Origin of the sequence: Pelomicrobium sp. G1, assembly GCF_051905455.1 — a bacterium.
In the GTDB taxonomy this organism is placed as follows: domain Bacteria; phylum Pseudomonadota; class Gammaproteobacteria; order Burkholderiales; family UBA6910; genus Pelomicrobium.
On sequence record NZ_JBQACR010000132.1, the window covers coordinates 1 to 401 of the forward strand.

Below are 401 nucleotides of genomic sequence, written 5' to 3' on the forward strand. Positions count from 1 at the left end.
CCATAGCACGACTCGGTATTTGCCTTCGGGAGTGTAGGTGATGTCCTGAACGTCGGCCCGGAGATGAAACCAGGCGAGCCTTTCAAGCCTGGCTCTAGCCTCCTTGCGCTGCGCCAACAGGCGTTCCTGGTAATAACCCACCAGGAAATCCACGCCGACGAGCGCGCCGGCTGCCGCAAGGGCGGCGGCAAAAAGAGCCCAACGGCGGCGCCGGCGAGGGTTGCCCACTGGCAAAGAAACGGTTTCAGGCGCGCGGTCCATCGGATAATTTCTCCTCGCCCAGGTCTCAAGCGGACGGATCCGAAATCTCCTCTTGAATCTTGCCGTCGTGAATGACTATTTTCCGTCTGGCTCGGCGGCCTAGCTCGGGATCGTGGGTGACCATGACCACCGTGCCGCCT

At 61.3% G+C, this 401-nt stretch carries 1 pseudogene; it reads right to left on the minus strand.

Annotated elements, in window-relative coordinates:
• A pseudogene (locus ACTFO6_RS17835) lies at positions 1 to 261 on the minus strand (hypothetical protein); the annotation flags it as partial.
• Positions 262 to 401 lie beyond the last annotated feature (140 nt).